This window comes from Pseudomonas sp. 29, assembly GCF_002754355.1.
In the GTDB taxonomy this organism is placed as follows: domain Bacteria; phylum Pseudomonadota; class Gammaproteobacteria; order Pseudomonadales; family Pseudomonadaceae; genus Aquipseudomonas; species Aquipseudomonas neuropathica.
Map to the genome: position 1 here is coordinate 1,188,045 of NZ_PEEY01000001.1, position 26,998 is coordinate 1,215,042.

The following is a 26,998-nucleotide window of genomic DNA, read 5'->3' on the forward strand; positions in this document are numbered from 1 at the left end:
ATTCCCCTGTAGGAGTGAGCCTGCTCGCGATGGGGCCCAAACGGGCACTAGATAATGACTTTGGCACGCCGCAATTCAGCAATCCGCTCAGCACTAAACCCCAATTCCCCCAACACCTGATCCGTATGCTGCCCCAACGCCGCGCCAACATGCCGCGGCGCCGACAACGCCTCGGAAAACTTCAACGGACAGGCCATCTGCGCCTGCGTCGAGCCATCCCCACGCGGCACCTGCGTCACCAGTTTCCGCGCCTGCAATTGTGGGTGGCGCACCGCCTCACCCAGACTCAACACCGGCTCGACGCACGCATCGATCCCGGCAAACATCTCGCACAGCTCGGCAAAGTCATGTTTTTCAAACTCGACCGTCAGCGCGTATTTCAACGCCCGCTGTTGTTCAGGCTTGGGCGACAGGCCCTGCGCGGCCAACTCCGGCCGCCCCAGCGCCGCACACAATTGCTGCATGAACCCCGGCTCCAGACTGCCCACCGACATCCAGCGTCCATCGCGAGAACGGTAATAATCGTAGAAGCTGCCGCCGTTGAGCATCTGCTCTTCCCACTCTGGCTCTTCGCCGCAAGCCAGATAGCCGGCACCGGCCATTGCATTCAGGCTGAACGCGCAGTCGGTCATGCTTACATCCAGGTGCGTGCCCTGCCCGGTTTGCTGCCGCGCAATCACCGCCGCCAACAAGCCGATCACCCCGTGCAACGAACCACCGGCGACATCCGCCACTTGCATACCCAATGGCAACGGACCGCTATCGGCGCGGCCGGTGTAACTGGCCAGCCCCGCCAGCGCCAAATAGTTGATGTCATGCCCGGCGCGATCCTTGTACGGCCCGGTCTGGCCGTAACCGGTGATCGACACGTAGATCAGCTTCGGGTTGATCGCCTTCAGCGCTTCATAGCCCAGGCCCAAACGCTCCATGACACCGGGGCGAAACTGCTCGAGGACGATGTCGTAATCGGTCAGCAATTGCTTGACCACGTCCAGCGCCTCGGGCTGTTTGAGGTCCAGGGCCAGGCTGCGCTTGTTGCGATTGAGGTAGGCATGACTGGCCGAAACTCCGCCATCATGCGGCGGCAATACCCGCAGCAGGTCCATGCGCGTTGGTGATTCGATGCGCAGCACTTCAGCGCCCATATCCGCCAGCAACAGCGAGGCGAACGGCCCCGGCAGCAATGTAGAGAAATCGAGGATCTTCAGTGAGGCCAGCGGTGCGGACATGGGCGAACTCCTTGGGCGATGCACTCAGCCTAGGCAGCGATACCGCCTACGGCAATCACCGGAAATGTCAGCGGGTGTGACCGTTACGCTCAAATCGCAGGCAAGAAAAAACCCGCCGAAGCGGGTTTTTCCAGGCAAGCAGTGCTTACTTCACATTGCTTGGGGTTGGGCCTTCAGCCACACCCAGATCATCTTCAGGACGGGTATCAGCGATACCACGACCGCCCGAGGCCAACTCGGTTTGCAGCGTGTCGGTGTCCAGCTCTTTCACCCACTTGGCAACCACGATGGTCGCAACAGCGTTACCCACCAGGTTGGTCAATGCGCGAGCTTCGGACATGAAGCGGTCAATACCGAGGATCAGCGCCAGACCGGCTACCGGCAGGTGACCGACCGCCGACAGGGTGGCAGCCAGCACGATGAAGCCCGAACCGGTCACGCCAGCCGCACCTTTGGAGGACAGCAGCAACACCACCAGCAGGGTGATCTGATGGGTGATGTCCATGTGCGTGTCGGTGGCCTGGGCAATGAACACGGCAGCCATGGTCAGGTAGATCGCGGTGCCGTCGAGGTTGAACGAGTAACCGGTCGGGATCACCAGACCCACTACCGATTTCTTCGCGCCCAGACGCTCCATCTTGATCAGCATGCGTGGCAGTACCGATTCCGACGAGGAAGTGCCGAGGACGATCAGCAGCTCTTCACGGATGTAACGAATCATCTTCAGCACGCTGAAACCGTGCATGCGGGCGATACCGCCGAGGACGATGAGGATGAACGCCAGGCAGGTGATGTAGAAGCAGATCATCAGTTGACCCAGCTGCACCAGCGAGCCGACACCGTAGGCACCGATGGTGAAGGCCATCGCACCGAAGGCACCAATCGGCGCAAGCTTCATGATCATGTTGATGATGTTGAACATCACGTGGGCGAAGCGATCGATGAAGTCGAGGATCGGCTTGCCGTAGGCACCCAGGCGATGCAGGGCGAAACCGAAGATCACCGAGAACATCAGCACTTGCAGAATGTCACCGGTGGCAAACGCGCCGACGATGGTGGTCGGGATCACGTTGAGCAGGAAACCGACAACGCTTTGGTCAGCACCTTGGGCTACGTAGGTGGCGACTTTCGAAGCGTCGAGGGTGGCGACGTCAATGTGCATGCCGGCGCCCGGTTGCACCACGTTGACCACGACCAGACCAACCAGCAAAGCGATGGTCGAAACGATTTCGAAGTACAGGAGTGCGTAACCGCCGGTCTTGCCGACCGATTTCATGTTCTGCATGCCAGCGATACCGCTGACCACGGTGCAGAAGATGATCGGGGCGATGATCATTTTGATCAGCTTGATGAACCCGTCACCCAGCGGCTTTACCGCGACACCGAACTGCGGGTAGTAGTGACCGAGCGCAATACCGATGATGATTGCGATGATCACCTGGAAATACAGGGATTTGTACAGTGGCTGACGAGTCGTCATTGCAAGTGTCCTCAAGCGTCCCGCGTGGCAACATCCATCTGTTGGCCGCGAAACCTGAATTGCGAACCCTCCTGCACTGGAGGGATTTGTTGTTCGAGCGGCGCCTCTCCGGGCGGGATAGATGCACGCTTCTGTCGCTGTTATCGCAAACCTCGTGCCACTTTGGTGCAATTGCCTGCAAGCCTTTTGATATCAGGGATTACAGGTGCATGGATGTCACCGTCCCGTTACTCAAGTGTGGCGGATTTCCGCCAACTCGCCGCTTCTCGTCCTACAATTTGGCGGAAATCCGCCTTGTAGGCGCGCCCAGCCGCCGGCTACCATCCGGCGCCTGAGAAAGGATCTGCCGCTTATGCGCGAACGCACCATCGCCAGCCATTTCGCCCGTGCCGCCCTCGGTGGCGCGCGCCGCCAGGGGTTCGATTACTCGGGCCTGCTGCTGCAACTGGGCATCAGCCCGGAACTGCTCGACGAGCCGCGCGCACGCATCGCTCCGGAACAATTCACCCGGTTGATTCAGGGCCTGTGGCTGGCGCTGGATGACGAATACCTGGGTTTCGGCAACGCCCCGAGCAAACCCGGCAGTTTCGCCATGATGTGCCACGCCTCGATCCACTGCCGCAATCTGGAGAAAGCGCTGCAACGGGGTTTATTGTTTTATAGCCTATTCCCCGAAGCCCCGCGCCTGAGCCTGACGCGCGAAGACGAATGGGTGCGTTTGAACCTCGATGATTCGCAAATGTGGGACCCGGATCACTTTCTCACCGAGAGTTTGCTGGTGATCTGGCATCGTCTGGGCAGTTGGCTGATTGGCCAGCGGATTCGCCTCGAACAGGCGACTTTCAGCTATTCCCGGCCCGAACACGGCGCTGAATATGACTTGTTGTTCCCCTGCCCGCTGACTTTCGGCACCGAGCAAAGCAGCCTTTTATTCCACAGCCGCTATCTGTCTATGCCGCTGTTGCAGGACGAACGCACGCTCAAACATTTTCTCGAACGCTCCCCCGCCGACCTGCTCTCACGCCCGGACGACGGCGACAGCCTGAGTAGCCGTCTGCGCCGTTTGCTCAGTCGCGACACGGCACGCTGGCCGGATCTTGAGGCAGTGGCGGCGCATCTGCACATCAGCCCGCAGACGCTACGCCGGCACTTGCGCGAGGAAGGCAGCAGTTTTCAGGAGTTGAAGGATCAGTTGCGGCGGGATATCGCCATTTATCATTTGGGCCGTGCGGATCTGTCGTTGCAGCAGATTGCCGAGCAGTTGGGGTTTTCCGAACCGTCGGCGTTTCATCGGGCGTTCAAGAAGTGGACCGGGCTGACGCCGGGGGCTTATCGGGCGCAGGAGCAGTGAGGCACAAAAATCAAAAGCCCCTCACCCTAACCCTCCCGAAACGTCGGACCGCCCGGAGGGAGAGGGGACTGATTGGGGGATGCTCAAGAAGTACGCCTGCCTGAAACTTCGCGTTTGAATCCATAATCGACTGGCTATTTCAGGTCGATGTATAACGCCAGACACCTCGGTCGGCCCCCTCTCCCTCTGGGCGGTCCGACGTTTCGGGAGGGCTGGGGTGAGGGCAACTCCCGATCACACCGCCGGAAAATGGATCCTGAACGCCGCCCCACCCATCGGCGAATCCCCCAGGGCCAATTTGGCGTTGTAGCTTTCAATAATGTCCTTGACCACCGCCAACCCGATCCCCTGCCCCGGATGCTGGGCATCCAGCCGCTCGCCACGCTCGAGAATCCGCGCACGCTGATCCGGCGGCACGCCCGGGCCGTCATCTTCGACGCACAGTTCGATCCCGGCGAGGGTCTCGCGCACGCTGATGCGCACCTCGCCCAGACACAGGCGATAAGCGTTTTCCAGCAAGTTGCCCATCATCTCCAGCAAGGCACCCTGCTCGATCGGCACATAGCAATGCTCGGGTAAATCAAACGCCACCCGCACATGTTTATCGCGATAAACCTTGTCCAGCGTGTCGCAGAGGCTTTTGAGCACCGGTTGCAGGCGCACCTGGTGCCGCACCAGTCCGCTTTTGCGCAAACTCGCCCGTTGCAGTTGGTAGCTGATCTGCTGGCTCATGCGTTCGATCTGGCTTTGCAGCACCCAGGCCTGATCGCGCTCTTCAGGACGCTGGGCCATGTCTTCGCTGACACCTTGCAACACCGCCAACGGGGTTTTCAGGCTGTGCGCCAAGTCATCGAGAGAGTCGCGATAACGACTGCGCTGCTGACGCTCGCTGTGCAGCAAACGGTTGAGCGAGCCGGTCAGGCGCAGCAGTTCGCGTGGATGTTGTTCGGTGAGGCTCTCACGGGTTCCACCTTCGATTTCGTCGAGTTCCTGACTGAGCCGGCGCAAGGCTTTGAGACCCCAGGTCAGGCCGATCCACAGCAGCGCCAGCAACACGAGTAACGCAGCGCCGAAGCCCAGATAGAGATTTTCACGCAGGCCTTCGAGGGTGGTTTCGTACTCGCGCACCGGTTGCAGGGCGACGATGCTGAACGCCGCGCTTTTGCCGCCGAGCAGTTTGACTTCGACGTCGTAGACGAAGAATTCCTGGCCGTTGGTTTCACGGATCCGCGCGAACTCGTTACCGAGGCCGTCATAACGCGGTTTGTAGTTGATCTGCTCTTCCTGGGTGGCTTTCGAGCGCCACACCAGATGCCCTTCGCGGTCGTAGATGTAGCCGAGCAAACGGAAGTCGGTGAGATTGAAGCGCTCATCCGGCAGTTGCGTCGGCATCACCAGCCGACCGTTTTCAATGCGCGCGGCCGAGATCAGCGTGGTGACATCCGAAGCCAGCCGCTGCTCAATGGAATCCTGCAAGGCGAGGCTGAACGCGCCTTGCATCGCCGGCAGCAAGGCAAGCATGAACAACACCGCCAACGTGGTGGCGGCGAGCATCAAGCGAACGCGAAGGGAACGAATCAAGTGCAGCGCTCATTGAACAGGTAGCCGAGGCCGCGCACGGTGTCGATCGGCTTGAACCCGGCCGGGCCTTCGAGTTTGCGCCGCAGACGACCGACCAGCACTTCGATGACATTCGGATCGCGCTCGTCGTCGTCCGGGTAGAGCTGCTCCATCAAGCGATCCTTGGGCACCACTTGCTGGTGATGGCGCATGAGGTATTCGAGGATGCGGTACTCGTAGGCGGTCAGCGCCAGCGGTTGCTCGTCGAGGCTCGCCTGTTTGCGATTGAGGTCGAGCAGCAGCGGCCCGGCGACGATGGTCGACTGGGTGAAACCGCTGGAGCGGCGCAGCAAGGCGTTCAGGCGCGCGTCGAGTTCTTCGAACTGGAACGGCTTGACCACGTAATCGTCGGCGCCGGCGGCGAGTCCTTCGACCTTGTCCTGCCAGTTGCCGCGCGCGGTGAGGATCAAGATCGGGAAGGTCTTGCCAGCCGCGCGCAATTGGCGAATCAGGTCGAGACCGCCCATGCCCGGCAGGCCGAGATCAATCACCGCCAGGTCGAAGTTGAACTGTCCGGTCTGGTACAGCGCCTCTTCGGCATTGGCCACGGACTCGACCACGTGACCACTTTCTGTCAGGCGGGTTTGCAGGTGATGGCGCAACAGCGCTTCATCTTCGACGACCAACAGTTTCATAAAACTCTCCCGGATAAATCAGAATCTCCAGTCACACACCTGTGGGAGCGAGCCTGCTCGCGAAGGCGATGGTTCAGTCGACATCTCATCGACTGAACCGGCACTTTCGCGAGCAGGCTCGCTCCCACACTGAACCTGCTGGCAACTCCTTAGAAATTGTAGTTAGCCGACAGGTAAGTCTGCGCGCTGCTGGTCAAATCCAGCGAACCTTGCTTGCTGCCACCGCGTTCGCTCATCTCGGTGCTGGCATTGCTGCGCAGGTAACGGTAACCGAGTTCGACCGAAGTGTTTTGCGATACTTGTTGCAACACACCGAGCTGACCGCCGACGGCGTAACCGATATCACTGTCGCGGCTAAAGCCTGGCGATTCCTGAGTCAGCTTGGTCAAACCCGCCGTCGCGCCACCGAACAACTTGGTGCTGCCGCCTACCGGGTAGAACAGATCGTAGCTGCCCAGCAGGTTTTCCTGACGCAGTTTAATGCCATTGTGCGAGCCCGACACGTTGTCGTAGGTGGCGTAGTAGCGACCCTGGCTGTTTTGCTGACCGAGGCGTACGCCGTAGGTGTTGTTACCGTCGATCGCGCCGGTGGCGTTCGGGTGGTCGAGGTTGTTGTTCAGTGCGTGGGACTTGTCAATCTTGTCGCTGGTCTGGCCAAAGGACAGGCCGGCGAAGTTCGAAGTGGTGTCAGCCTGGGCCGCGATACTGGCGCTCATTACGGTCAATGCCAGCAACAGTTTGTTAAAAGTCATGGGTATTTCCTCTTTCACAGTGCTGTTTGGGTATGGCGCAAGGTTACTGACCGCCCCCTGTACCGCCCCTGAACCGTCTCTGAACCTGACCTGAACCAAATGAACTAGGCTGTTTTGACCCTTTATTGTCAGGAGACCCGACCATGCGCCTGTTCCTCGCCCTTACTTTGCTGGCTGTCAGCAGCCTCACTCACGCTGCGATCAAGACTGAAGAAATTCCCTATCAGAGCGCCGACGGCACGAAACTGATCGGCTACTACGCCTACGACGACGCCATCAAAGGCAAACGCCCGGGTGTCGTCGTGGTGCACGAATGGTGGGGCCTGAACGATTACGCCAAACGCCGCGCACGCGATCTCGCCGCACTTGGCTACAGCGCGTTGGCGATCGACATGTACGGCGAAGGCAAGAACACCGAGCACCCGAAAGACGCGATGGCGTTCATGCAGGCGGCGACTCAGGATGCGGCGGCTTCCAGCAAGCGCTTTGAGGCCGGGCTGAATTTGCTGAAGAAGCAGCCGCAGACCGACGTCAACAAAATCGCCGCCATCGGTTACTGCTTCGGCGGCGGCGTGGTGCTCAACGCCGCGCGACAAGGAGAGCCGCTGGCAGGGGTGGTGAGTTTCCACGGTGCGCTGGCGACCAAGACCCCGGCGACACCCGGCAGTGTGAAGGCGAAGATTCTGGTCGAACACGGTGCGCTGGATAGCATGGTCACTGCCGACAACGTCACTGCCTTCAAGTCAGAAATGGACAATGCCGGGGCTGACTACAAGTTTGTCAGCCTGAAGGGTGCCAAGCATGGTTTCACCAATCCGGATGCCGATCGCCTGAGCCATGGCGAGCACGGTGGCCCGGACATCGGGTACAACAAAGCAGCAGACGAAATATCCTGGGCGGACATGAAAGCGTTCTTGCAGAAAATCTTCAGCTGATCAAAGACACCGCGCCGCGGCCTTCGCGAGCAGGCTCGCTCCCACACCGGATCTATGCCGCCCAGAAGATCCCCTGTGGGAGCGAGCCTGCTCGCGATAGCTTCACCGCTATCTCGACCTCGGCCCGACTAACCGGCAAAATGCCCGCCATGAATCTCACCCCCGCCTTCCCCGCCTGCTGCACCGCGCTCAACAGCCACTGGCCGTTGCCGACGGTGTTGCCTGATACCGTGCTGCTCAGCACCCATTTCGATCCGGCACAACTGCTCGGCGATGATTTCCAGCGCAGCGCCGTCGTTGCACCGCCAAGCATTCAACGTTCAGTGGCCAAACGTCAGGCGGAATTTCTCGCCGGACGGATTTGCGCCCGCGCGGCGTTGCAGCAATTAGAAGGCAGCAGCGTGGTGCCAGCGATTGGTGAAGACCGCGCGCCGGTGTGGCCGGCACATATCTGCGGCTCGATCACCCACAGCACCGGTCGTGCCGCGGCGATAGTCGCCAACAAACAGCACTGGCGCGGTTTGGGCATGGACCTGGAAAATCTGCTCAACACCGAACGGGCCGAGCGCTTGGCTGGGGAGATTCTGACGCCACCTGAAATGCAGCGCATGACGGCCGCCTCGCGGGATCAGTTGGCGCTGTGGGTGACGCTGACGTTTTCGGTGAAGGAAAGTCTGTTCAAAGCGCTGTACCCGATTGTGCAGAAGCGCTTTTATTTCGAGCATGCAGAAGTGCTGGAATGGACGGAGGCGGGTCAGGTGCATTTGCGCTTGTTGACAGACTTGTCCGCTGAATGGCGCAACGGTACTGAACTGGAGGCGCAGTTCGGGGTGCAGGATGGGCAGTTGCTGAGTCTGGTCAGCATCAAGGCCTGAAATCTTTCGGTGCCTGCAAGGGCCTCTTCGCGAGCAAGCTCGCTCCCACAGGAAACCGCATTTCAAATGTGGGAGCGAGCTTGCTCGCGAAGGCGGCATCGCGGCCACCACAAGAATTACCGGCGTTCCTGATTGCGCGGCCAACTCAGGCTAAAGCAAGCCCCACCCAGACTCTTGCTCTTGCCAATGATCGCCCGGCCGTCATGCCAGTGAATGATCCGTCGCACAATCGACAAGCCCAGGCCATGCCCGCCCGACGCCCGCGTACGGCTGTCATCCAGGCGTAGAAACGGCGTGAAAATCCGCTCCCACGCTACTTCCGGCACGCCCGGGCCGTCATCTTCGACATCCACGCGACAGCGCAATTGCCCGACCTGATAACTCACCGTCACCTTCGAGCGTGCATGGCGCATGGCGTTGCTCACCAGGTTCTGTAGCGCCCGATGCAGATAACGCGGCTCGGCTTCGACCCAGGCATCATCGTTATCCGCCGCAGACAGGCACAAACCACGTTGCACCGTGACCTCGGCACGCAGCGGCGCCAGCTCTTCAATCACCTGATTGACCAGCGCATCCAGATCGATGCGCTGGAACGTCAGCGCCGGTGAACCCTGCTCCAGTCGCGCATAGGTGAGCATTTCATCGACCAGCTTATCGAGGTCTTCGATGTCGTGATCCATGCCTTCGCGGTATTTCTCCAGCGCTTGCGGGGTGGTCGCCGAGCCAATCATTTCCAGACCGAAACGCAGACGCGCCACCGGCGTGCGAAGTTCATGAGAGACCGCACGCACCAGTTCGCGCTGGATTGCCAGTAGCTGCTGCAAGTGCTCGGCCATGCCGTTGAACGCCGCCGCCAGACGCCCGACCGAGTCGGCACCGCGCGCCGGCACACGGGTTTCCAGGCTGCCCTTGGCAATCCGCGTGGCCGCAGCTTCGAGGCCGCGTAAACGGCGTTCGAGCTGGCGCACCAACAGATAAACAATGAGGCCGATCAGGCTCAGACCGAGTGCCGCAATCAGCACCAGCCATTCCGGCGGGTACGGGTTCATCTGATACAGCGGCCCGATTTCCAGCACCCACGGCGTGCCGACCATGCCGGCAAACACGCGGATCGAATCGCCGCCCTTGCCCAGCGCCATCACCGTGTCGCCTTCGGCCACGCGGCGGCTCTGGTCTTCGTCCATGTCGGCGTCATTCACCGTGACCAGGCGCAGATCGAAACCGAAGCCCTTCTCTTCCTTTATCTGTGCGAGGCGCTTGGGTTGCTCGGCGACCGGCACGCGCACCAGTTCATCGGCCAGCAGGTAAATGGTTGCGCGGGCCAGTTGCTCGCTGATCTGCTGAACTTCACCCACCAGTACGAGCTGTTCTTTGTCGCTGACCATCCGGTAAACCTTCGCCGCGTGCGGACCGGTCTGCTCGACCAACGCCTGCCCCCGTTGCACGCGGGTGCGCTGGGTCAGATCGAGATCGGTCTCGGCGGACTTCTTCAGCGCCAGCGGGATCCCCAGCAAACGCTCCCACACCAGCAACGCGCGATGGCGCTCGGTTTCATTCATCGGTTGCAGGTTGTCGGCCATCAGCGAGAACGTACCGTGGGCCAGCCGCTCGCGATACTGCTCGCTGCGCACCTGATTGAGCAGATTCAGCGCCAGCACGCCGAGCACCGCCACCAGAATCAGCGCTGCGCACATGCCGCCGTAGATGCGCAGGAAGATCGAGTTCACAGAGGCAGGTCTACGCAGGCTTCAGGAACGAACAGATAACCTTTGCTGCGAATGGTCTTGATCAGGCGTGGATGGTCGGGGTCGTCGCCGATTTTCGGGCGGATGCGCGAGATGCGCACATCAATCGAACGGTCCTGACCGTCATAGCCGATGCCGCGCAGTGCGGTGAAGATTTCTTCGCGGGACAGAATCCGTCCGGCGTTGGACACCAACAGCCAGAGCAGATCGAACTCGGCGCTGGTCAGCTCGATGCCGTTGTCGCTCAGCCACGCTTCGCGCAAGGCGTTGTCGACCACCAACGGGCCGAATTGCAGACGGCGGGATTTTTCGGCGAGCGGTTCAGGTGTATCGCTACGGCGCAGCAACGCCTGGATTCGTGCCAGCAACAGCCGTGGGCGCACCGGTTTGCACACGTAATCGTCGGCACCGAGATCGAGCCCGTGGATCTGATCGGCATCGTCGGTGCGCGCGGTGAGCATCAGAATCGGCCCGTCATACTGATTGCGCACCTTGCGACAGATGCTCAGGCCATCCTCGCCCGGCAGCATCAGATCAAGGATCACCAGATCCGGCTGCTCCTGGATGATCCGCGCAGCCGCCAGCGCCCCGTTGCCTTCGATATCCACGCGCAGTCCATTGGCTTGCAGGTAGTCGCGCGTCAATTCGGCCAGCCGCTGGTCATCCTCGACGATCAATACCTCAAAGGCTTGTTGCTCCACCGCTGACCTCTGCTTTCTATTGTTATTAATAAAGGAGGAACGTCTGCCTCAACACAATTCCCTGTGGGAGCGAGCCTGCTCGCGAAGGCGTCGTATCAGCCAACATCTGAGTCAGCTGACATAGCGCATTCGCGAGCAGGCTCGCTCCCACAGCTTCAGATCCTCCCGACCTTTTGTCATGTTTGAGGAGGATAAGAATGCCTGCGCATGGGCCGATTGTATAAACGGCGTACAGCCAGAACACAAGTCGGTAAATGCGTTCGGACAAGGCCGTTTTTTGTGATAGGGTTCGCGCCCTTAAAAATCCGCTGAAGCGTTTTTCCCGGTGAAAAAACAGTGACAGACGGTCTAGCTCAGCAGGTTCGCGGCCTACACGCGAATTCCGGATTTCTTACACAATTTACGCACAGGTTTATCCACAGCTAGTACGTTGCAAGCACCCGTAAAACGCATTATCTTGTAGCACGGCGCAGGGAGAGACCCTACATATAGGGTTTTCCGCTTAAACGCCCAACCACATTTCAGACCTGAAACTCAAGCGATTTATTGCCTGTTTCCGGTTGAACCAAGCAAGTTTTTCAAAGCCCAAACCGCACTTGCGGATGGCACCGTTTTTTAGCTCGCAGCGGCGAGAACGGTACGGGTGTTGCAGTCATTACTGTCACCCGGGAAGGAATCCGGCTCGAGCCCTGGCTCGTAGCCAAAAACTTCGGCAAGGATGCGGCTTCATCAGCCTTTTTTCCTACTGTCCCGAAGTTGTTATACCCGACGCCCGTCGGCTGTAGTGCTTCTGGACAGAACGGTGGGCACCATGATGGTGCCCAAACAAACATAGAGAATGTGGAGACCACCCCCCATGCAAACCGACACAACTCGCGAGAACCCGCAGGGCACCTTGCCGCAGGCCGCTGATTCGAATTCGGATCTGGCAGCCACCGCGCCTGGTCAACTGCGCGTGATCAAGCGCAATGGCACTGTCGTTCCTTACACCGATGACAAGATCACCGTCGCTATCACCAAAGCGTTCCTCGCAGTTGAAGGCGGCACCGCTGCCGCTTCGTCGCGAATCCATGACACCGTTGCCCGTCTGACCGAACAGGTCACCGCGACCTTCAAGCGTCGCATGCCGTCGGGTGGCACCATCCACATCGAAGAAATCCAGGACCAGGTCGAACTGGCCCTGATGCGTGCCGGTGAGCAGAAAGTCGCTCGCGACTACGTGATCTACCGTGACGGTCGTTCGAAAGAACGCGCTGCCCACGCGCCGGCCGAAGAAGCGGTCAACGCTCACCCGTCGATCCGCATCACCCGTACCGACGGCAGCCTGGCGCCGCTCGACATGGGCCGCCTGAACACCATCGTCACCGAGGCCTGCGAAGGTCTGGAAGAAGTCGACGGCGACCTGATCCAGCGCGAAACCCTGAAAAACCTGTACGACGGCGTGGCCCTGACCGACGTCAACACCGCCCTGGTGATGACCGCCCGTACCCTGGTCGAGCGTGAGCCGAACTACTCGTTCGTGACCGCCCGCCTGCTGATGGACACCCTGCGTGCCGAAGGTCTGGGTTTCCTCGGTGTGGCCGAAAGCGCCACTCACCACGAAATGGCCGACCTGTACGCCAAGGCACTGCCGGCTTACATCGCCAAAGGTATCGAGTTCGAACTGCTGAACCCTGTGCTGGCTTCCTTCGACCTGGAAAAACTGGGCAAGGCGATCAACCACGAGCGTGATCAGCAATTCACCTACCTGGGCCTGCAGACCCTGTACGACCGTTACTTCATCCACAAGGATGGCGTGCGTTTCGAACTGCCGCAGATCTTCTTCATGCGCGTGGCCATGGGCCTGGCGATCGAAGAGAAGCAGAAAGAAGACCGTGCGATCGAGTTCTACAACCTGCTGTCGTCCTTCGACTACATGTCGTCGACCCCGACCCTGTTCAACGCCGGTACCCTGCGTCCACAGCTGTCGAGCTGCTACCTGACCACCGTGCCGGATGACCTGTCGGGCATCTACCACGCGATCCACGACAACGCCATGTTGTCGAAATTCGCCGGCGGCCTGGGCAACGACTGGACGCCTGTTCGCGCTCTGGGTTCGTACATCAAGGGCACCAACGGCAAGTCGCAAGGCGTTGTGCCGTTCCTCAAAGTGGTGAACGACACCGCTGTAGCCGTTAACCAGGGTGGCAAGCGCAAAGGCGCTGTCTGTGCCTACCTGGAAACCTGGCACATGGACATCGAAGAGTTCATCGAACTGCGCAAGAACACCGGTGATGATCGTCGTCGTACCCACGACATGAACACCGCCAACTGGATCCCTGACCTGTTCATGAAGCGTGTCTTCGATGACGGCAAGTGGACCCTGTTCTCGCCATCCGAAGTACCGGACCTGCACGACCTGACCGGCAAAGCCTTCGAAGAGCGCTACGAGTACTACGAAGCCCTGACCGAATACCCAGGCAAGGTCAAACTGTTCAAGACCATCCAGGCCAAAGACCTGTGGCGCAAAATGCTCTCCATGCTGTTTGAAACCGGCCACCCATGGCTGACCTTCAAAGACCCGTGCAACCTGCGCAGCCCGCAGCAGCACGTCGGCGTGGTTCACAGCTCGAACCTGTGCACCGAGATCACCTTGAACACCAACAAGGACGAGATCGCTGTTTGCAACCTGGGCTCGATCAACCTGCCGAACCACATTGTGGATGGCAAGCTGGACACCGCCAAGCTGGAACGTACCGTGAACACCGCTGTACGCATGCTCGATAACGTGATCGACATCAACTACTACTCGGTGCCACAAGCGAAGAACTCCAACTTCAAGCACCGTCCGGTCGGTCTGGGCATCATGGGCTTCCAGGACGCGCTGTACCTGCAGCACATCCCTTACGGTTCCGACGCTGCCGTCGAGTTCGCCGACAAGTCGATGGAAGCGGTCAGCTACTACGCGATCCAGGCGTCCTGCGACCTGGCTGACGAGCGTGGCGCGTACGAGACGTTCCAGGGTTCGCTGTGGTCCAAAGGCATCCTGCCGCTGGATTCGCAACAGATCCTGATCGAAGCCCGTGGTCAGAAGTACATCGATGTCGACCTGAACGAAACCCTCGACTGGGCACCGGTTCGCGCCCGTGTACAGAAAGGCATTCGTAACTCCAACATCATGGCCATCGCACCGACCGCGACCATCGCCAACATCACCGGCGTATCGCAGTCGATCGAACCGACCTACCAGAACCTGTATGTGAAATCGAACCTGTCGGGCGAATTCACCGTGATCAACCCGTACCTGGTTCGCGACCTCAAGGCTCGCGGTCTGTGGGACTCGGTCATGATCAACGACCTGAAGTACTACGACGGTTCGGTTCAGCAGATCGAGCGCATCCCGCAAGAACTCAAAGAGCTTTATGCGACCGCGTTCGAAGTGGACACCAAGTGGATCGTTGACGCCGCCAGCCGTCGTCAGAAGTGGATCGACCAGGCCCAGTCGCTGAACCTGTACATCGCTGGCGCATCGGGCAAGAAGCTCGATGTGACCTACCGCATGGCCTGGTACCGTGGTCTGAAAACCACTTACTACCTCCGTGCCCTGGCCGCGACCAGCACCGAGAAGTCGACCATCAACACCGGCAAGCTGAACGCTGTTTCCAGCGGCGGCAACCACGGCGACGATTCGGTTCTGGCAGCTCCTGCCGGTCCTGCGCCAGTGCCAAAGGCTTGCGCGATTGACGAGCCGGATTGCGAAGCTTGCCAATAAGCTGAGCTGAGTCAGGCGTTGCGAGACGTCTGATTCTTCCAGGCAAAAGAAACCCCCGACAGACTTCTGGTGTGTCGGGGGTTTTCTTTTGGCTGGAGTAAATATTGAAGCAAAAAAACGGCGAAACCCGGTTACAGGTTTCGCCGCTCATTGTGCTTTCAGTACCTCATCAGACCATAAAGGACTCGGCCATCGCCTGCCCCACTACTGGAATGGTGAACGTATCACCATTGGCAGTAGCGAAGGTTTCGATGGTGTTCGAGCCTGCATACCAGTCCGCAAGAATCACCGCGTTGCTCTGCTTACCGGCATTCCACTCCACAGCATTGAAGATGTAGGCATTGGTGCCGTCGGTCTTGATGATCACATCGGCATACGACTTGATATTCTGCAGCTCGACTCTATCGCCGCCTTGAAGACCATCGTCCTTGATCATCACATTGGTCGACGAATACACCTTGTAGGTATCGCTGCCCTCACCGCCGTAGGCATACCCACCGCCGAACATGATCAAGGTGTCGGAACCCGCGCCGCCAAACAGCTGATATTCAGGCCCATTGCCCACCAGCGAGTCACTGCCGTCATCACCATAGGCAATACCGGCGTAAACGTTAATATCGTCGTTACCGGCATCACCGTGCAGGATGCTGCCGACATCGTTGTTGGCGCTGAACATGCTGTCGTTGCCATTGCCGCCAAACAGCTGATCCGCCTCGGCCGGACCGCTGCGATCCGGACCGTTGATCGCGTAAGGCTCGTAGTTGCCGCCATAAATCGAGTCGTTGCCGTCCCCGCCGTAGATCAGGTCATTCCCTGCGCCACCATAGAGGGTGTTCCAGGCAGCGTTCCCGGTCAGGGTGTCGTTGAATGACGAGCCGTGCAGCCCCTCAATATTGACCAGTACATCGCCGCTCGCATCACCGCCGGTGACTGTATTGGCCAGCAAGTCGATTTGCACCGCAGCCGAGCTGCCGATGTACCAGGCTTCATCGGAAACACCTGCACCGCCATCGATAAAGTCAGCGCCCTTGCCACCAATAAACGTCTCGGCGCCGGCACCACCGATCAACGTGTCATTGAATGCAGTGCCTTCCCAGTTTTCGATGTTGGTGTAGGTGTCGCCTGCTGCGGCACCGGTCAATGGCTGAGTGAGGTCAAGCGTGATGGCTGAGCTTTCAAAGGCGAAGCTCACCGTGTCGCGCCCGAAAGCACCGTCAAAATTGTTGATTTGATCATTACCGATGAAAGTGTCGTCGCGTCCCGAGCCGACGAACTTCTCGATGCTCTGGAAGGTATCGCCCTTGGCTATAGCGGTGTGCTCGCCAGTTTTGAGATTGATGACCACGCCTACCGGCCCGACGTCGTTATAGCTGACCGTATCGAAACCATCGCCACCGATAAACGTGTCGCCGCCATCGCCCCCCATCAAAATGTCGTCCCCGGCCCCGCCCGTGATGACGTTATCGAGCGCATTGCCTCGCGCCTGGAACATCCCGGTACCGGTATAGGTCAAGCGCTCGATCCCGGCATTCATGAGGTAGTAAGACTGATTGGTGCGCACTTCATCATTACCGCCGCCAGCCAGTTCGATGATAGCGCCATAGTTTGCGTTGTTGAGGACGTAAACATCGTCGCCCAAACCACCTTGCACAGTGAAACCGGTCGAGTTGGCATTGGCGATAAAGACGTCGTTGTAAGCCGAGCCGATGATGGATTCGATACCGTAAAAACTGTCTCCCTCGGCATCGCCACCCGTGCCCGTGCCAGAGCCGACACCGGCAGCACCCAATGTCAGCGTCACGCCCTGAGTGGATTGCGAGTAATCCGCCACATCAATGCCCGTAGCACCGTCGAACTTGTCGGCACCCGCGCCGGCGATAAATGTATCGGCGTACTGCGTGCCGCGAATCAGTTCGATATCGGTGAAGGTGTCACCTGCGGCGATGCCGCTGTATACGCCCGTCTTGAAATTGAGCGTCACCGCCACCGTGCTGTCGTCATAACTGACGGTGTCCGTACCGGCACCACCGATAAAGCTGTCGGCACCCGCACCGCCCAGCAAGGTATCGTTGCCAGCGCCACCGGTGATGATGTTGTCGCTGGCATTACCGCGACCGGTGAAGTTGCCCGTGCCGGTGTAAGTCAGGCGCTCGACGTTATTGTGCAGCCCCATGCTGAGCTGGTTGGTACGCACTTCGTCGTCGCCGCCGCCCTGCGCTTCGACGATCACCGCCGAGGCACCGGCGTTGACGATGTAGACGTCGTTGCCCGCACCACCCTGTAGGGTGAAGGAGCCGGACGTGGAAGTGGTGAACACATCGTCATACCCCGAACCGATCACCTTTTCGATTCCAGAGAACGAATCGCCCTCGGCATCACCACCGGTCCCGGTGCCAGCTCCGGAAACCAACGTCAGGTTGATGGCCGCGCCAGACTGCGAATAGTCGATGACGTCCATGTTGTCCGGGCCGGCCGTACCGCCGTCGAACTTGTCGGCAGCGGCGCCGGCCATGAACGTGTCACTGTATTTGGAGCCGCGAATGACTTCGATACCCTCAAAGGTATCGCCAGCAGCAATGCCCGTGTGAATACCGGTTTTCTGGTTGATCGTCACGCCTACGGTGGAGTCGTCGTAGGAGACGGTATCGAGGCCCGCGCCACCGATGAAGAGGTCCGCACCCGCACCCCCCATTAGTACGTCGTTGCCAACGCCACCGGTGATGATGTTGTTGCCCGCATTGCCTGTACCGGTGAAGTTACCGGTGCCGGTATAGGTCAGGCGTTCGACTTCAGGACTCAAGGTCATGCTGCTCAGCGAGGTGCGTATTTCGTCGTCACCTCCACCCGCCAATTCAATGACCGACTGATTGGGCGAGCCGTTGATGATGTACAGATCGTTACCCGCCCCGCCCTGGAACAGGGAGGCTGCGGAGCCGCTGACAAACACATCGTCGAAGTCCGAACCGACGACTTTCTCGATATTGGTAAAGGTATCGCCCTGCGCGTCGCCGCCCTGACCACTGCCGGCGCCGAGCGTGGTAAGCGTGATGTTCACGGCCTGCGCCGACAACGAGTAATCGACGGTATCGACGCCCCCCGCGGTGCCGCCATCAAAAATGTTGGCCTGCGCGTCACCGAAGAACGTGTCACCGTTCTTGCTGCCACGAATGATTTCGATACCGGAGAAAGTATCGCCTGCAGCGAAGCCTGTGTGTACACCGGTTTTCAGGTTGACCGTGACACCCGCAGCAAGGCTGTCCTCATAGCTGGCAACGTCGATACCGGCGCCGCCAATCAATTTGTCGGCACCTGCACCGCCGAGGAGCACATCGTTGCCAGCGCCGCCGGTGATGATGTTGTCGCCAGCGTTGCCAGTACCGGTGAAGTTACCCGTCCCGGTATAGGTCAAGCGCTCGACTTCGCCGCTCATGCCCATACTGGTCTGGTTGGTACGGATTTCATCATCACCACCACCGGCGGCTTCACCGATGCCACCTGTCCAAGGACCATTGATGATGTAGACATCGTTGCCGGCGCCACCACCGACGCTCGCGCTGCCGGAGTTCAGGGTAAAGACGTCATCGAACGCCGTGCCGATAACCGCTTCCATGTTGCTGAAGGTATCACCCTGCGCATCGCCGCCCAGACCGGTGCCGTTGACGCCGGTCAACGTCAGGTTGATCGCCTGCTCGGAGCTGGCGTAGCTCAAGGTGTCATAACCGCCCGCACCATCAAACGAGGTGGCCGTGGCGTCGGCGACAAAATTGTCGGTGTAACTGGTACCACGAAATGCCTCGATACCGTTGAACGTATCACCCGCCGCCAGACTGGTGTGAATCCCGGTTTTCAGGTTGATCGTCACGCCGACACCCTGGTTGGCGTCTTCGTAGCTGGCCGTGTCAAAACCCGCGCCGCCAATCAACTGGTCGGCACCCGCACCACCGATCAACACGTCGTTGCCAACGCCGCCGGTGATGATGTTGTTGCCTGTACTGCCGATGCCAGTGAAGTTACCGGTGCCGGTATACGTCAGGCGCTCGATGTCGCCACTCATGCCCATTTTGAGCTGGTTGGTACGAATCTCATCATCGCCGCCACCGGCGCCTTCACCTATCCCGCCCGCCCAGGGACCATTGATGATATAGACGTCGTTACCGGCGCCACCACTGACGCTTGTGCTACCAGAGTTAAGGGTAAAAACATCATCGAATGCAGTGCCGACAACTGCTTCCAGGTTGCTGAAACTATCACCCTGCGCATCACCGCCCAGACCGGTGCCATTGACGCCGGTCAGCGTCAGGTTGATCGCCTGCTCGGAGGTGGCATAGCTCAAGGTGTCGTAGCCGCCCGCACCATCAAAAGAGGTGGCCGTGGCGTCGGCGACAAAATTGTCGGTGTAACTGGTGCCGCGAAACGCCTCGATACCGTTGAACGTATCACCCGCAGCCAGACTGGTGTGAACCCCGGTTTTCAGGTTGATCGTCACACCGATACCCTGGTTGGCGTCTTCGTAGCTGGCCGTGTCGAAACCTGCGCCGCCAATCAACTGGTCGGCACCCGCACCACCGATCAGCACATCGTTGCCGACACCGCCGGTGATGACGTTGTTGCCTGCACTGCCTATACCGGTGAAGTTGCCGGTGCCGGTATACGTCAGGCGCTCGATTTCGCCACTCATGCTTATTTTGATCTGATTGGTACGAATCTCATCATCGCCGCCACCGGCGCCTTCACCGATGCCACCAGTCCAGGGACCATTGATGATGTAGACGTCGTTACCGGCGCCACCATAGACGCTCGTGCTGCCAGAGTTCAGGGTAAAGACGTCATCGAACGCGGTACCGATAACCACGTCCATGTTACTGAAGGCATCACCCTGCGCATCGCCGCCCAGACCGGTACCATTGACGCCGGTCAACGTCAGGTTGATCGCCTGCTCGGAGGTGGCGTAGCTCAAGGTGTCGTAGCCGATCACACCATCAAACGTGTTGGCCGAAGCGTCGGCGACAAAGTTGTCGGTGTAACTGGTACCGCGAAACGCCTCAATACCGTTGAACGTATCGCCCGCCGCAAGACCGGAGTTAACGCCGGTTTTCAGGTTGATCGTCACGCCGACTCCCTGATTGGCGTCTTCGTAGCTGGCGGTGTCGAAACCTGCGCCACCAATGAGCTGATCAGCCCCTTCGCCACCAATGAGAAGGTCGTTGCCATCCCCACCATTCAAAACGTCATCGCCCGCCAAACCACGTATTTGATCATCGCCGATGGTACCTACCAGCGAATCTGCACCATTGGACCCATAAATTACCGCCATTACATCTTCCTTGTGTGAGTGTGCTTGTGTTGGAAACTGCGTCAAATCGCCTGGCGCTGAGGACTCACCCTCTCTGATGCACGTAAGGCTTGATTGCAAAAAGGCTTGAGCATTTTGAAAAATCCGACCGCTTTGGGCTGGGGGCGGTGATGCTCGACACGATCAGAAAAATCACCGCGCACGACATCGGCCGCGCAAACGTTGCTGTGTGAACCCGACAACAGGAGAATTGATTTCAATCGGTTTGGATGAGGGGGCACTGACAGGGCAACCGGCAATGCCCGGGCAGTGCGGGCATATACGGCCCGGCCGGAGGCCGTCGAGCGCTGGCACCGCAATCGGCGCACTGACGTAATCATGACTGTTCAAAGTGTCGCATCCCTGGTGACTACTGATGGCTTCCAAGCCACCGGACCTTAGGCCCGGCTTGCAAACAGGCGGAGTGAATGAAAGTTTGACGCGCACCGCCACCGCTTCCCGAGAGTGCAAGTTCCACACCACAGCGACCGACAAACGGTAGATAGCTGAACACACGTCCCAAATACTACGCCAAAAAAAACCGACGCATTGGCGCGTCGGTTTTCAGTGCAGCTCTCAGATCACATCAGGTCATCTGAATGATGGTCTGCATGATGGTGCTCTGAGTGGAAATGGTCTTGGCGTTCGCCTGATAGTTGCTCTGGCCCTTGATCAGGTCTACCAGTTCGTTGGTCAGGTTAACGTTCGACTCTTCCAGCGAGTTGGAAGCGATCGAACCCAAGGTACCGGTTTCCGGTGCATCGTAGCCCGGGATACCCGAAGCAAACGTCTCTTTCCAGCTGGTGCCACCGATAGCCTGCAGGCCTTGTTCGTTGGTGAAGCTGGCCAGCGCAACCTGGCCGATGGCCTTGCTCTGGTTGTTGCTGAAGTTGGCGAACAAAGTACCGGTGCCGTCGATGGTCAGGTTGGTGATCTGGCCAGTGGCGTAACCGTCCTGAGTCGGAATCGAACGCGCGGTGTCAGCGTTGTACTGAGTGGTCTTGGACATGGAGATGGTCACGCCAGCCGTGTTGGCTGCTGCGCCGTTAGGTACAAAGTTACCGTTGACCACGTTGCCCGGCTTCCAATTGGCCAGCTTCAAGTCGCTGCTGATGATCGGATTGGCCGGATCCGCCGGATTAGGTGTGCTGACCTGAGTCAGATTGCCCGAACTGTCAAACGTCAGTGTCGAAGCAGTTGGAGGCGTCGTGAGTGGATTGCTACCGGTTGCATCCGGATTACGCCCGTCCACCAGGGTGTAAACCTTCCAAGTGTTTTGGCCGGTTTTCACCATGTACTGATCCATGACGTGCGAGTTGCCCTGCGAGTCGTAGATCGGAGTGCTGAAGCTCTTCGTGTACGTCTCAAGCTTGCTCGGATCAAACTTGCCGGCCGCCACTGTGTCGTTGATCACCGGCGCAGTCGAGTTCAAGTTGATGCTCGACGTCACCAGGGAAGTCGATTTCGGCGCCAGGTTCGAGGTATCGATCTTCAGGTCGGTCAACACACCGTTGATGATCTTGCCATTGGCGTCCACGCCGTAACCCTGCAGGCGCGAGGTGTAGTCGGTGTTGGTGATGTAACCGGCGTTGTCGACCTTGAACGTACCGGCACGGGTGTAGGACACCGAGCCGTTGTTGCTCATGGTGAAGAAGCCCGAACCGTTGATGCCCATGTCCAGCACGTTACCGGTGTTGTTGATGTCACCCTGGGTGAACTGCTGGGAAACATTGGCCAGGCGCACGCCGTTGCCGATCACTTTGCTGCCGCTACCCAGGCGAGTGGCCGAGTAGACGTCTTCGAATTCTGCACGGGACGATTTGAAACCGGCGGTCGCGACGTTGGCGATGTTGTTGCCGGTCACGTCCAGTTGCTTGTTGGCTGCATAGAGACCGCTAAGGCCGATATTGAAAGACATATTCCACTCCTTTGTGCCGGTTAGTCGGCTCTATATACCAATGGTTTGTACTTTGGACAGGGCAACAGTGCCCTTGCCGGACAGGTTGAGCATCAGCTCGCCGCCGGTCTGGCTGATCGTCACGCTGGTGACGGTGGCCGGCAGGTAGGTCGCCATATCGGTCGAGGTGCCATTGATCGATGCGTTGGCCTTGACGGTATAGGTACCGGTCTTGACCACGTTGCCGTCCTTGTCCTTGCCGTCCCAGGTGAAGCTCGCACTGCCTGCCGCGCGACTGCCCAGATCGATGGTGCGAACGACCGTGCCGCTGCTGTCGGTGATGCTGACGGTGCCGCCGGCAATCGACGACGGAACGCTGACCGAGCCGGTCATGCCTTTGCTCGGATCGTCGAGCTGAACCGAGTTGGTCTGCACGATCACATTGCGGCCCACCAGCGACGAAGCCTGCAACGCCTGCGAGGAGTTGTAGTTGCCAGCCAGCGAGCTGACAGTGCTGTTGAGGGTGGTGATCCCCTCAAGGCTGCTGAACTGTGCCAACTGCGCAACGAAGGCACTGTTGTCCTGCGGATCAAGCGGGTTCTGGTTTTTCAGCTGGGTGACCAGCAATTGCAGGAACGCATCCTTGCCCAGTGCCTGGCCGCCAGTGGCGCTGTTGGTCGCCGAAGCAATGCCACCGGTGGTCGAACTGGTCTTTTTCGACGAGTTCGCCAGGATGTCATTCATGCTCAGGCTGCTGGTGGTATCGGAAACACTCATGGCAGTCGCCCCTTATTACTGACCGAGGGTCAGTACCTTCTGCATCATGGTTTTGGCGGTGTTCATCATTTCGGCGTTGGTCTGGAACGAGCGGCTCGCGGAAATCATGTCAGCCATTTCTTCCACCACGTTGACGTTCGGGTAGTAGACGTAGCCTTTGGCGTCGGCCGCCGGATGGTTCGGCTCGTAACGCGCTTCGAGGTTGCTCTGGTCTTCGACCACACCGAGCACCTGTACGCCCTGACCGGCCGCGTCCTGGCTCTGGAACAGCGAGTTGCTGCCGCTGCTCTGGCCGCCCTGGAACATGGTGGCGAATACCGGGTGACGGGCGCGATAGGTCTGGTCGATGCTCGACGAGACGGTTTCGGCGTTGGCGATGTTCGACGCCACGGTGTTCAGACGCGTGGTTTGTGCGCTCATGCCGCTGCCGGCAATGTTGAAAACGCTGGACAGGGACATGGATTACTCTCCGCGCAGGGCTGACACCAGCCCTTTGAATTTGCTGTTGAGCAGGGTGAAGCTGGCCTGGAAGCCGACGGCGTTTTCCGCGTAGTTCGACTGTTCCAGTTGAGCGTCCACGGTGTTCTGGTCGATCGACGGTTGCATCGGCGTGCGATACATCAGCGATTCGTCGCCGTTGCCCAGGCCTTCAGCTTCGATGTGACGGCTGTTGGTCATGTTCAGGGCGATGGTGCCGTTCGCATTTTTCTGGGTCTGTGCTTCAAGCACTTTGGAGAAATCCAGATCCCGAGCCTTGTAGTTCGGGGTGTCGGCGTTGGCGATGTTGTTGGCCAGCACTTCGGCACGCTGGGCGCGGAAGCCCAATGCCTTTTCGTGAATGCCGAGCGCTTTATCGAAGCTGATGCTCATGTCGGGAACCTTCAGGTGACCGGTTTTTCGTAACTGAGCTTTAGCAAGCGCCGTGCCAAACCACAAAAGCCGCATAAACCGGGGCTTTGCAGGGAGTCGGCAAAGCGGCAATGCCAGAAAAGCGGCAACCGGTTTCCGCCGGATGCCGCTTTTCTGCCGCTTGCCGTCCATCTCATACACACCACGATCCCCTGTAGGAGTGAGCCTGCTCGCGATAGCGGTGTGTCAGGTACCGATGCTGCTGAATGTGCTACCGCTATCGCGAGCAGGCTCACTCCTACAGGGGGTTTATGGTGTCAGGGAGAATTTCTTTGGGCATAAAAAACGGCAGGTCTTTTTGGGACCTGCCGTTTTTTGGTGTTGCCGATACGGTTATTTCGCCTGGTAAATAATCCCCGGGCTGCACTGCACCATCTGGTAATGATCCGGCAAACCGTTCAACGCTTCGGAAGCGCCAAGGAACAGATAACCGCCCGGCTTCAACGTGCTGTGAATGCGCAACAGGATGTCTTTCTTCACTTCGGCAGAGAAGTAGATCAACACGTTGCGGCAGAACACGATGTCGAACTTGCCCAGCGCGGCATAGCTGTCGAGCAGGTTGAACGAACGGAACTCTACCCGGTTCTTGATCGGCGCCTTGATCACCCAGCGGCCCGGCCCTTTCGGGTCGAAGTAACGCTGCAGGCGTTCCGGCGACAAACCACGACCGATGGCCAGGCTGTCGTACTCGCCGGTCTTGCAGTTGGTCAGCATAAGACCGGACAGATCGGTGGCAACAATCTGCACGCCCATCTTCAACTGACCAAGGTTGGTCCGCTCGAACTCGTCGATCGACATCGACAGCGAGTACGGTTCCTGGCCCGACGAGCAGGCGGCCGACCAGATCCGCAGACGCTGATTGGGGCTGGCCTTGATCGCTTCAGGCAGCACCTTGTTCTTCAAGACTTCAAACGGATAGGTGTCACGAAACCACAGGGTTTCGTTGGTCGTCATGGCATCGACCACCTGCTCGCGCAAACCGCTGCGCGGCTGGGTCTGGATGCGCTGAACCAGCTCACCCAGGGATTTGATGCCTTGCTGCTCCATCAGTTTGTTGAGACGGCTCGAGACCAGGTACTGCTTGTTTTCACCGAGCAGAATGCCACAGGCTTTTTCCAGGAAGACCCGGAACTGTTCGAAATCCAAATTACCCGTAGACAATGATGCCGCCTCTTAAATCGTGTTGACCGCCAGGAGCAAAACGCTCCTAGCTGATATCTGCTGCTTTGATCCGGTCGACTACCCGGGATGCGAGGTCATCAGGACGGAATTTGGCCAAAAAGTCATCTGCACCGACTTTCTTGACCATCGCCTGGTTGAATACCCCCGACAACGAAGTATGCAGGATGATATGAAGCTTTTGCATGCGTGCGTCGCCGCGGATTTCCGCCGTCAGGGTGTACCCGTCCATCTCCGGCATCTCGATGTCGGAAATCATCATCAGGAACTCTTCTTCCGGCTTCTTGCCCTCATCGACCAGCTTGCGCAGGTAATCCAGCGCCTGTTTACCGTCGTTCAGCGCCACCACTTCGACCCCGATTGTCTGCAGACAACGCGTGACCTGCTTGCGCGCCACCGACGAGTCATCGACCGTCAAGACACGCAATGACAGTGCCTTGGTCTGGGTCTCGACATCGACCACGCCCACCGAAATCGCTTCCGGTGTCGGCGCAACTTCCGCCAGCACTTTCTCGACGTCGATGATTTCGACTAACTGATTGTCCACCCGAGTCACAGCGGTCAGGTAGTGATCGCGACCCGTGCCCTTGGGCGGTGGATGAATCTCTTCCCAGTTCATGTTGACGATGCGCTCCACCGAGCGGACCAGGAAACCCTGGGTCTTGGTGTTGTACTCCGTGATGATCACGAACGGGTTGTTCTTGTCCTTCAACGCTCCGGAACCGGTGGCCATTGCCAGATCAAGGATCGGAATGGTCGCCCCCCGGATATTTGCCACCCCGCACACGACAGGACTGGACTTGGGCATCAACGTCAGCGACGGGCACTGCAACACTTCCCGCACCTTGAACACGTTGATTCCGTAGAGCTGCTGACCGTCAAGACGGAACAACAACAGCTCCAGGCGATTCTGCCCCACCAGTTGCGTGCGCTGGTTCACCGAATCCATTACACCAGCCATGCCCAGACTCCTACACCAACGCCAAGTGTTGTTGCGACGCACATTCATTGCTAAACGGCACGGCGCTTGCTTTTTAACTCGTATGAACGCTCAAACGACATTTTTTCGACGCCTGACATCGCCCCTCCGCAGAGGGCTTTGTGCTGCGTGCGCCATTTGCTGCTTTTTCGCTGGCAGCCCTGCCATTGCTGATGCGGTTACCTTGCCTGACATGCTTATCGGCGTCACTCAGGGCTTTCTTGAGTTCACCGTAGAAGACTATCTGGCCACCAGTCAAACGGAAGGCCGCTACGAGATCGAAGTAAACCAGCTCGACCCCCGTATGCGCATGCCTATGTGCGACAAGGAATTGACAGCGACTTTGGAGAGTCCGGCACGTCCGCTGGGCCGGGTTACCGTGAAGGTCCGTTGTGAGGGCGCCTCGCCCTGGACTGTGTTCGTGCCCGCTCAAGTCCGCCTGTTTCGCGAGATTGTGACAACCACCCGACCGCTGAAACGTGCAGGGATCATCGAACCACAGGACGTGACCCTGCGTGAACGCGACGTGAGCACGATCAACCAAGGCTTTCTGACCTCGGTAGACGAAGCGATCGGGCAGAAATTAACCCGACCAACGGTAGCCGATCAGGTCATTACTCTGGTCCATCTGGAACAGGCGGAAGTCATTCGCAAGGGTGATCAAGTGGTCATCACTGCCCGCAGCGGCACACTCGCCGTGCGCATGCCCGGTGAAGCGCTGGCCAATGGCGGTTTGAAAGAACAGATCCGGGTGAAAAACCTCAACTCGCAACGGGTCATCAAGGCGCAAGTCACCGCGCCCGGCCAAGTGGAAGTGGCGATGTAGAAAACTGGCGCTGACCCCGGCTGTT

At 58.9% G+C, this 26,998-nt stretch carries 19 protein-coding genes; 5 read left to right on the plus strand and 14 right to left on the minus strand.

Annotated elements, in window-relative coordinates; genetic code table 11:
• Nucleotides 1–47: 47 nt before the first annotated feature.
• Entirely contained in the window at nucleotides 48–1,229 is a 1,182-nt protein-coding gene (locus CLU80_RS05575; RefSeq protein ID WP_099756934.1) for a CaiB/BaiF CoA transferase family protein, read from the minus strand.
• A gap of 145 nt (nucleotides 1,230–1,374) precedes the next feature.
• Nucleotides 1,375–2,709: a dicarboxylate/amino acid:cation symporter gene (locus CLU80_RS05580; protein ID WP_016987435.1), complete on the minus strand. Its 1,335-nt coding sequence runs from the start codon at nucleotides 2,707–2,709 to the stop codon at nucleotides 1,375–1,377.
• 352 nt (nucleotides 2,710–3,061) lie between these two features.
• On the opposite strand from CLU80_RS05580, the gene CLU80_RS05585 reads away from it, so the two are divergent.
• Nucleotides 3,062–4,060, plus strand: a complete 999-nt coding sequence (locus CLU80_RS05585) for an AraC family transcriptional regulator (protein WP_099756935.1) — start codon at nucleotides 3,062–3,064, stop codon at nucleotides 4,058–4,060.
• Between the two features lie 234 nt (nucleotides 4,061–4,294).
• Here CLU80_RS05585 and CLU80_RS05590 read toward each other — a convergent pair whose 3' ends face one another.
• From CLU80_RS05590 to CLU80_RS05600, 3 genes are all read right to left on the minus strand, one after another.
• A complete protein-coding gene (locus CLU80_RS05590; RefSeq protein WP_095051103.1) occupies nucleotides 4,295–5,641 on the minus strand; it encodes an ATP-binding protein in 1,347 nt (448 codons plus the stop codon).
• Nucleotides 5,638–6,315 carry a response regulator transcription factor gene (locus CLU80_RS05595; RefSeq protein WP_093442145.1) on the minus strand — a complete coding sequence of 226 codons (678 nt, stop codon included), beginning with the start codon at nucleotides 6,313–6,315 and terminating at the stop codon, nucleotides 5,638–5,640. The genes CLU80_RS05590 and CLU80_RS05595 overlap by 4 nt, the downstream gene beginning before the upstream one ends.
• 149 nt (nucleotides 6,316–6,464) lie before the next feature.
• Nucleotides 6,465–7,067 (minus strand): putative outer membrane beta-barrel protein, encoded by a 603-nt coding sequence (locus CLU80_RS05600; protein ID WP_095051104.1) that lies wholly within the window; start codon nucleotides 7,065–7,067, stop codon nucleotides 6,465–6,467.
• Nucleotides 7,068–7,210: 143 nt separating this feature from the next.
• On the opposite strand from CLU80_RS05600, the gene CLU80_RS05605 reads away from it, so the two are divergent.
• Entirely contained in the window at nucleotides 7,211–8,002 is a 792-nt protein-coding gene (locus CLU80_RS05605; protein ID WP_093442135.1) for a dienelactone hydrolase family protein, read from the plus strand.
• 149 nt (nucleotides 8,003–8,151) lie between these two features.
• Nucleotides 8,152–8,877, plus strand: coding sequence for a 4'-phosphopantetheinyl transferase family protein (locus CLU80_RS05610; RefSeq protein ID WP_099756936.1), 726 nt, complete (start codon nucleotides 8,152–8,154; stop codon nucleotides 8,875–8,877).
• Nucleotides 8,878–8,993: 116 nt separating this feature from the next.
• On the opposite strand, the gene CLU80_RS05615 is transcribed toward CLU80_RS05610, so the two are convergent.
• Nucleotides 8,994–10,604, minus strand: a complete 1,611-nt coding sequence (locus CLU80_RS05615) for an ATP-binding protein (protein ID WP_099756937.1) — start codon at nucleotides 10,602–10,604, stop codon at nucleotides 8,994–8,996.
• Nucleotides 10,601–11,323, minus strand: a complete 723-nt coding sequence (locus tag CLU80_RS05620; protein ID WP_099756938.1) for a response regulator — start codon at nucleotides 11,321–11,323, stop codon at nucleotides 10,601–10,603. Before CLU80_RS05620 ends, CLU80_RS05615 begins: the two co-directional genes overlap by 4 nt.
• A gap of 856 nt (nucleotides 11,324–12,179) precedes the next feature.
• On the opposite strand from CLU80_RS05620, the gene CLU80_RS05625 reads away from it, so the two are divergent.
• Nucleotides 12,180–15,074: a ribonucleoside-diphosphate reductase subunit alpha gene (locus CLU80_RS05625; RefSeq protein ID WP_093442118.1), complete on the plus strand. Its 2,895-nt coding sequence runs from the start codon at nucleotides 12,180–12,182 to the stop codon at nucleotides 15,072–15,074.
• Nucleotides 15,075–15,243: 169 nt separating this feature from the next.
• Here CLU80_RS05625 and CLU80_RS30135 read toward each other — a convergent pair whose 3' ends face one another.
• The 7 genes from CLU80_RS30135 to CLU80_RS05665 form a co-directional block, all read right to left on the minus strand.
• Nucleotides 15,244–20,388, minus strand: coding sequence for a beta strand repeat-containing protein (locus tag CLU80_RS30135; RefSeq protein WP_286079701.1), 5,145 nt, complete (start codon nucleotides 20,386–20,388; stop codon nucleotides 15,244–15,246).
• A gap of 604 nt (nucleotides 20,389–20,992) precedes the next feature.
• Complete coding sequence (gene flgE / locus CLU80_RS05640) at nucleotides 20,993–22,324, minus strand: flagellar hook protein FlgE (RefSeq protein WP_093442114.1); 1,332 nt, start codon at nucleotides 22,322–22,324, stop codon at nucleotides 20,993–20,995.
• Between the two features lie 30 nt (nucleotides 22,325–22,354).
• On the minus strand, nucleotides 22,355–23,080 hold the full coding sequence (gene flgD, locus CLU80_RS05645) for a flagellar hook assembly protein FlgD (RefSeq protein ID WP_093442110.1): 726 nt from the start codon (nucleotides 23,078–23,080) through the stop codon (nucleotides 22,355–22,357).
• A gap of 15 nt (nucleotides 23,081–23,095) precedes the next feature.
• Nucleotides 23,096–23,539: a flagellar basal body rod protein FlgC gene (gene flgC, locus CLU80_RS05650; RefSeq protein WP_099756939.1), complete on the minus strand. Its 444-nt coding sequence runs from the start codon at nucleotides 23,537–23,539 to the stop codon at nucleotides 23,096–23,098.
• A 3-nt stretch (nucleotides 23,540–23,542) separates the two neighbouring features.
• A complete protein-coding gene (flgB, locus tag CLU80_RS05655) occupies nucleotides 23,543–23,950 on the minus strand; it encodes a flagellar basal body rod protein FlgB (protein ID WP_007917581.1) in 408 nt (135 codons plus the stop codon).
• 372 nt (nucleotides 23,951–24,322) lie between these two features.
• Nucleotides 24,323–25,150 (minus strand): protein-glutamate O-methyltransferase CheR, encoded by an 828-nt coding sequence (gene cheR / locus CLU80_RS05660; RefSeq protein WP_016983976.1) that lies wholly within the window; start codon nucleotides 25,148–25,150, stop codon nucleotides 24,323–24,325.
• A gap of 46 nt (nucleotides 25,151–25,196) precedes the next feature.
• Nucleotides 25,197–26,129, minus strand: a complete 933-nt coding sequence (locus CLU80_RS05665) for a chemotaxis protein CheV (RefSeq protein ID WP_007917585.1) — start codon at nucleotides 26,127–26,129, stop codon at nucleotides 25,197–25,199.
• An 82-nt stretch (nucleotides 26,130–26,211) separates the two neighbouring features.
• On the opposite strand from CLU80_RS05665, the gene flgA reads away from it, so the two are divergent.
• Nucleotides 26,212–26,973, plus strand: coding sequence for a flagellar basal body P-ring formation chaperone FlgA (flgA, locus tag CLU80_RS05670; RefSeq protein ID WP_099756940.1), 762 nt, complete (start codon nucleotides 26,212–26,214; stop codon nucleotides 26,971–26,973).
• Nucleotides 26,974–26,998: the final 25 nt, after the last annotated feature.

What these genes read in the sequence shown, in the direction of transcription:
- CLU80_RS05585 (WP_099756935.1), top strand. Translation starts at nt 3,062, where the DNA reads ATGCGCGAACGCACCATCGCCAGCCATTTCGCCCGTGCCGCCCTCGGT.
- CLU80_RS05605 (WP_093442135.1), top strand. Translation starts at nt 7,211, where the DNA reads ATGCGCCTGTTCCTCGCCCTTACTTTGCTGGCTGTCAGCAGCCTCACT.
- CLU80_RS05665 (WP_007917585.1), bottom strand. Translation starts at nt 26,129, where the DNA reads ATGGCTGGTGTAATGGATTCGGTGAACCAGCGCACGCAACTGGTGGGG.
- flgB (WP_007917581.1), bottom strand. Translation starts at nt 23,950, where the DNA reads ATGAGCATCAGCTTCGATAAAGCGCTCGGCATTCACGAAAAGGCATTG.
- flgD (WP_093442110.1), bottom strand. Translation starts at nt 23,080, where the DNA reads ATGAGTGTTTCCGATACCACCAGCAGCCTGAGCATGAATGACATCCTG.
- CLU80_RS05575 (WP_099756934.1), bottom strand. Translation starts at nt 1,229, where the DNA reads ATGTCCGCACCGCTGGCCTCACTGAAGATCCTCGATTTCTCTACATTG.
- flgC (WP_099756939.1), bottom strand. Translation starts at nt 23,539, where the DNA reads ATGTCCCTGTCCAGCGTTTTCAACATTGCCGGCAGCGGCATGAGCGCA.
- CLU80_RS05580 (WP_016987435.1), bottom strand. Translation starts at nt 2,709, where the DNA reads ATGACGACTCGTCAGCCACTGTACAAATCCCTGTATTTCCAGGTGATC.
- CLU80_RS05595 (WP_093442145.1), bottom strand. Translation starts at nt 6,315, where the DNA reads ATGAAACTGTTGGTCGTCGAAGATGAAGCGCTGTTGCGCCATCACCTG.
- CLU80_RS30135 (WP_286079701.1), bottom strand. Translation starts at nt 20,388, where the DNA reads ATGGCGGTAATTTATGGGTCCAATGGTGCAGATTCGCTGGTAGGTACC.
- CLU80_RS05600 (WP_095051104.1), bottom strand. Translation starts at nt 7,067, where the DNA reads ATGACTTTTAACAAACTGTTGCTGGCATTGACCGTAATGAGCGCCAGT.
- CLU80_RS05610 (WP_099756936.1), top strand. Translation starts at nt 8,152, where the DNA reads ATGAATCTCACCCCCGCCTTCCCCGCCTGCTGCACCGCGCTCAACAGC.
- CLU80_RS05625 (WP_093442118.1), top strand. Translation starts at nt 12,180, where the DNA reads ATGCAAACCGACACAACTCGCGAGAACCCGCAGGGCACCTTGCCGCAG.
- flgA (WP_099756940.1), top strand. Translation starts at nt 26,212, where the DNA reads ATGAACGCTCAAACGACATTTTTTCGACGCCTGACATCGCCCCTCCGC.
- flgE (WP_093442114.1), bottom strand. Translation starts at nt 22,324, where the DNA reads ATGTCTTTCAATATCGGCCTTAGCGGTCTCTATGCAGCCAACAAGCAA.